Origin of the sequence: uncultured Bacteroides sp., assembly GCF_949298305.1 — a bacterium.
Taxonomy (GTDB): domain Bacteria; phylum Bacteroidota; class Bacteroidia; order Bacteroidales; family Bacteroidaceae; genus Bacteroides.
In genome coordinates this window covers 1-5,696 of record NZ_CASFWU010000131.1, presented here as the reverse complement: position 1 = coordinate 5,696, position 5,696 = coordinate 1, and the positions used below count along the sequence as shown (strand labels likewise).

Annotated in this window: 6 protein-coding genes; 3 read left to right on the top strand and 3 right to left on the bottom strand. The window is 54.7% G+C overall.

Annotation, left to right across the window (positions count from 1 at the left end):
* Positions 1–34: 34 nt before the first annotated feature.
* The 3 genes from Q1Y74_RS13230 (at position 35) to Q1Y74_RS13220 (ending at position 3,166) form a co-directional block, all read left to right on the top strand.
* Positions 35–244, top strand: a complete 210-nt coding sequence (locus Q1Y74_RS13230) for a helix-turn-helix transcriptional regulator (protein ID WP_022162894.1) — start codon at positions 35–37, stop codon at positions 242–244.
* Positions 245–247: 3 nt separating this feature from the next.
* The gene (locus tag Q1Y74_RS13225) at positions 248–1,771 is read left to right on the top strand and encodes a hypothetical protein (protein ID WP_300814766.1); all 1,524 of its coding nucleotides are present in this window, start codon (positions 248–250) and stop codon (positions 1,769–1,771) included.
* A 303-nt stretch (positions 1,772–2,074) separates the two neighbouring features.
* Positions 2,075–3,166 carry a hypothetical protein gene (locus Q1Y74_RS13220; protein ID WP_300814765.1) on the top strand — a complete coding sequence of 364 codons (1,092 nt, stop codon included), beginning with the start codon at positions 2,075–2,077 and terminating at the stop codon, positions 3,164–3,166.
* Between the two features lie 230 nt (positions 3,167–3,396).
* Here Q1Y74_RS13220 and Q1Y74_RS13215 read toward each other — a convergent pair whose 3' ends face one another.
* From Q1Y74_RS13215 to Q1Y74_RS13205, 3 genes are all read right to left on the bottom strand, one after another.
* A complete protein-coding gene (locus Q1Y74_RS13215; protein ID WP_300814764.1) occupies positions 3,397–4,269 on the bottom strand; it encodes a hypothetical protein in 873 nt (290 codons plus the stop codon).
* 237 nt (positions 4,270–4,506) lie between these two features.
* Complete coding sequence (locus Q1Y74_RS13210; protein WP_300814763.1) at positions 4,507–4,929, bottom strand: SufE family protein; 423 nt, start codon at positions 4,927–4,929, stop codon at positions 4,507–4,509.
* An 18-nt stretch (positions 4,930–4,947) separates the two neighbouring features.
* Positions 4,948–5,696, bottom strand: a 749-nt coding sequence (locus tag Q1Y74_RS13205; RefSeq protein WP_300814762.1) for a M28 family peptidase, incomplete at its 5' end; no start/stop codon positions are given.

Sequence of the window (5,696 nt, the reverse complement as noted above, 5' to 3'; positions counted from 1 at the left end):
GAGGAGCAGGACTTAACCATTTAACCCTTTGCCTATGCCGATAGTAGTGAATTTGGATATAATGATGGCCCGCCGGAAGATTTCTTTGGGCGAGCTGGCCGAGAAGATAGACATCACCCCCGCCAACCTTTCCATCCTGAAGACGGGCAAGGCGAAAGCCATCCGCTTCTCCACCCTCGAAGCCATCTGCAAGGTGCTGGACTGCCAGCCGGGGGACATCTTGGAATACAGGGAGGAGGAATAGGCGATGGGAACGGCCGATGGAGAAAAGACGCTCTACTTCCGTCATCGCTCAGCGACGGACAGGGAGGGACTGCTGCCTGACAAGACCTGGGACGACCTGAACGGGGAAGCGCTGTTTGAGCGTGTGGACCGGACTTCGTCGGCCATTGGCAGGCAGTATCTTTACAGCCTGTTGCGCTACGACCGCGTGTCCGACGTCAGGCGCTGCAAAGAGGTGGTGGACGGCTTTGCGGCAGACAAGGCGTTGCGCGAGGAGGTGCGGCGGGTGTTGCGCAAGCTGGATACTCCCGATGCCTATCGGGTGATTGAACTGATTGACGGGGAGGACGTGCCGCCTTTCGGCTGGCCGATGGGCTGGCTCTACGTCCTGCAGCTGCTTCCTTTCCTGTCGTTGGGCTTGCTCTATGTGACTGCTTCTGCCTGGTTCGTGGGGCTGTTGGCGGTTTCCCTTTTCGCGAACCTGTGGATACACTATCGCAACAAGTCGTGGATGCAGGCCTACTTCTTCTCCATCCCCTGCCTGTGGCGCTTGTTGAGGCAGAGCGGACAGCTGTCGCAATATCCCTTTGCCCGGGTGATTGACGGGAAGATTGCCGGGACGTTGCAGGCGCTGCGGCCGTTGCAGCAGAAATTGTCGGCTTTCCGTTTCCATGTCCGGTTGGAGAGCGAAGCGGCGCTGTTGGCGTGGCTGCTGGTGGAGGTGCTGAACATCGTGTTCCTGCGCGAGGTCATTTCCGTGGCAAAGGCTTTCCGCTTGCTGAAAGGCAGGCGTGAAGAACTGCATGCCGTTTTCCGCTTCTGGGGGATGGCCGATGTGCTCTGCTCGGTGTCCGTGCTGCGCGGGGAACTTCCTTACTATGCCTGTCCGGAGGACTGCTGCGTGGGGGAAACCTTTCATGCGGACAAGTTGTATCATCCTTTGGTGGAGGACTGTGTGCCCAACAGCCTGACCCTTGACGGACAGTCGGTCCTGATTACGGGTTCCAACATGGCGGGCAAGACCACCTTCATCCGCGCCGTTGGTGTCAGCGTGCTGTGCGGCAAGGCTCTTGACACGTGCTTTGCCGAAAGTTTCCGTTGTCTGCCCGAGGCAAAGCTATGCTCTGCCATCCATGTGGAAGATGACTTGCTGGCAGGCAGAAGCCTGTTCCTTCAGGAGGTGCAGACGATGAAAGAAATGTTGCGGCAGAGCAAACAGGGCAGTTGCCTCTTCCTGCTGGACGAGCTCTTCAAGGGCACCAACACCGTGGAGCGCATTGCCATAGCCAAGGCGGTGCTCTCCGCCCTGGCCGCACCGGGAAATGTAGTCTTTGCGTCTACGCACGACATCGAACTGTCCGGCTTGCTTGCCGGACAATACCGCCTCTATCATTTCTGCGAAACCGTTGCCGACGGCAAACTCTCCTTCGACTATCTGCTGAAGCCCGGTCCCGTGACCGAGCGCAACGCCATCCGCATCATCGAACTCTACGGCTATCCTGCGGAGGTGGTGGAGGAGGCGCGCCGCTGTGCGGACGGGGGCGGTTAGAGCCGTCTTGTCATAATAAGTCTCAGGCATTAACACCCTTTTTCCTTGATTCCCCGCTTTCCCCTGCTTCACCACGGGCAGAGAGACTTGGAATTGGGGCCGCTTCTCTTCCGGATTTCCTGAATATTCGGCTTGAGCGACGCTAATTTGCACTTTTGTGAGGATATTTCAAAAAAGCATTGTAACTTTAGCCATTGAAAACTTTGTAACTTTAGTCTTTAGGAACATTGTGAGCTCTGTTCGGATGTGTTGTTCGCAGTCAAGTAGCAAACCAAAATTAATCCATACAAAAGTCATCTAATCATGAAAACAACATTGCATCTGTTCGTCTTTATCCTGTTGTCGTTGTTCTGCGCGGACGCTTCGGCGCAGTTATACCGGGTAGAGAGCTTGGTAAACAACGTCATTTTCACCAAGGACAAGCCAGCCAAAGTCATTGACCGTTCCAATGAAAAGGGATACAGGATACCCAATGGCACCGAAATCAAAGTCCTCTCACGGGTTGTAGAAGACACCCTCAGCTCACGGGGCATATTGGCTAAAATAGAATACAAGGGCAAGCAGTACTATACCGAAGCCCGCTGGCTCGTGTTCTCCGAGAACAACGGAGAGGGCGTGCAAGACCTGTTTGCCGACGACGACTTCAGCCCTGCGCCGCCCGAGCTGATGGGCATCAGCCTTGTAAAGCTCGACCCCCATTCTTCATTCGGGCGTTTCCTCTACGGCTACATTCCCCCGATACTGTCCGCCGCATTGCTCCTGGCCGCCATCATCCTGTTGCTGATAAGTTCAAAGCTGTTTCTGCCCGGACTGCTGTTCCTCCTTTCGGCAGGTATCCAGGTTTACCTGAGCGCCATGCTCGATTGGGAAACCTTCTGGTGGTGTAATCCGGCTTATTACGGACTGACGGAATCAATGCTGCGCGTCCTTCCGCTGGGGCTGTATCTCATCTTGCAGTTTGGCTTCATTGTTTTCTTTTATGCCTCGGGCGACGACAATATGAAGGCTTGGCCCATTGTGGCCGGCTATCTGCTGACATTCCCGGCCGGCCTCTTGTCTGTCAGCATTACGGGCGTTTTCTGGATAGGAGCCGCGTTGTGCTACCTCATACCCCTTCTTATTAACCTTGTCAAGGCGGGCATCAAGGGAGCGGTCATCACCGTTTTCCTTTTCATTGCCATCAGCATCGTCTTTGGCACCCTGACGTCTCTGTTCCAGGTTTCCTTGCGGCTTTTGGCCGAACTGATTGTCGTATGTCCGGCGGTGCTCTACCTGTTAAGCCTGATTATCGGCCCGTTGTTCGATGACAGAAGTCTGGCGACTATCGAGCGTGAATCACAATTGACCCAAGAAAAAATGTTCAGGAGAAGAAAGAGGGAAAACAGTCCTTACTGATGCCCCTAACTTTAGTCTGTATGGATGCGCCCTGAAAGCAATACAGACACAAAAGGCGGATGGCACACAGACAACACAGATGTTACAGACTTTCACAGATTGAAATGCCAGTCTATAAAGGGTTTAATCCGTGAGTCTCTGTAACATCTGCGTTGTCTGTGTGCCATTTCTCCTATTCTGAATGGAGATGCGGGTAATTTGTCCGCCCATCCGGGCAAGGCGACGGACGGTTATCTGCATAAGTCCGGATATTTCCGGATGGCGTAGTCGAAATGTCCTTTCCCTGTTTCCAGCAGTTTACAGATGGCGGCCGTTCTCGCTTCCCGGCCTTGGGTCGTTTGGGAATAGGTGTCGACAATCAGCAGTTCGGGCTTGGGAGAAACAGCCCGGATAGAGCTATCTCCCTGCCAGACGCCTATTCTCTGCTTGATGGCCAGTATGCTTGTGTAGTAACCGATGAGTTCTTGCCGGTGGCTGTTGATGAAGTCGTAATACTTCGCCATTTGCGCGATGATTTCGGGTTGGCTGTCCAGGTGTCTGAGCCGGCTGTCTGTGATGAGTTTCAGCTCCACGAGGACCAGCGTCTGGTTTCTCAGCTCTGTCAGGTCGACGCGCATGGTTTCCCGCCCTTTCATCCGGTAGGCCAGTTCGGAGTCAATGTAGCGGTTCCTGTCATGCAATATCATTCCGCCCTGCACCATTTTCTCGCCGGAGACGCAAACCTTCTTCCGGGCATTGGCCGTCGCCTGCAGGGGCAGTTTGTGGTAGACTTGCGCAATCCCCCTCTTGATTCTTTCCAGCCCTTCCTTGCTTTGAAGCTGTTCCAGACAATTGCCGCTGGCAGGGTCCGTGCCGGTCTGCCGGCAGTCTGCTGCATATTTCCGGTTCGTTTCTGCCACGATGCCGCCATTCGCCCATCGGACAAGGGCCAGGCATCCGCCATAAAAATAGACATTGAGATAATTGTCCTTGCGTACCTCCACGTAAAGCTCGGGGTCGGCCAGGATATTCCTCCACCACAGCGGCTTTTCTTCCAGCGCCTTCCATAGGCAGTGCCCTTCCTGCAGCGAAGCGAATGTGCCGTTTTCCTTCTGTCCGGCCATGTCTTTCTTATAGGGTGTGTCGAAATTTAGTTATATTTCCTGATTCCCCTCCTTCTGGAAGGAGGGGTGCCCAACGGGCGGGGTGGTAGGTTTTACGACACTCTGTATATTAACACTTTATGTTTTCGCCTACCACCTCCCCCTTCGGGTACTCCTCCTTCCAGAAGGAGGAGAGTTTCAGATTCCTTTGTTTTGACCCCCCCCTCATAATTTACTTATTTTTAATCTGCTCTTATTTTATCCTTCCTTCGCCTTGAACGCCAGCGCATACATCCGCATCTGCTTCACCATGGAGAGCAGGCCGTTGCTGCGGGTGGGAGAAAGATGTTCTTGCAGCCCAATGCGGGGGATGAAGTAGAGGTCGGCTTCCAGTATCTCGTCGGGGGTATGGCCCGAAAGCACTTTGATGAGCAGGGCAATGATGCCTTTCACAATCAGGGCGTCGCTTTCGGCCTGGAAGATGATTTTGCCGTCCTGTTCGTCGGCCTGCAGCCACACGCGGCTCTGGCAGCCTTCTATCAGGTTCTGGTCGGTCTTGTACTTTTCGTCGAGGGGTTGCTGTTCGTTGCCCAGGTCGATGAGCAGCTGGTAGCGGTCCATCCAGTCGTCGAAGTCGCTGAACTCAGCGATGACTTCGTCTTGCATTTCGTTGATGGTCATATCTTTAGCTTTTAAAGTTTATTTCTCGTTGTAAATCACTTCCAGCACTGTCTGCCCCACGGCCGTCAGGGTACTTTTGTCTATCACGTCCATGTTGTCGTCCGTGGTGTGCCAGAAGTCGCCGAAGCCCGTGTCGCACTTCGGGTCGTAGTTGATGATGTCCACGCAGGGAATTTTGCGCAGATTGTACACATAGAGATGATCGTCCGTCACTTCCGTCCCGTCTTCCTTGGGGAAGAAGCTGCCAAAACCCAGCCGGTGGGCGGCATCCCAGATCTTCTTGACCTGCTTGCCCGCCGTACGTTTGGAGAAGAGCTCCTGATAGAAGGTGGCGTTCTTGCCGCCTACCATGTCCAGCAGGATGCCGAAACGGGCGTTGTAATTGTCCACGTGGGGTACACGTCCCCAGTATTGTGACCCCAGACACCAGGTGTCGGGCTTGTACCGACCTTTGTGGAAGGTGGGCGTACCGTAGTCTTCGGCATCGAAGAAGATGATGTCGATGCCGATGGCCGGTGCCTGCTTCTGCAGTTGGCGGGCCACTTCGAGCAACACGCCCACACCGCTGGCACCGTCGTTCACACCTAGGATGGGTGTCCGGTGCTTCGACGGATCCTTGTCCTCGTCGGCATAGGGGCGGCTGTCCCAGTGGGCGAAGAGCAGCACGCGGCGGCGGCTGTCGGGGTTGTAGGCGCCGATGATGTTGCGTGCCTTCAGGATGGTGTTGTCGTAGGCCACAAGGTCGGCATACTGGTTGTAGACCTTGG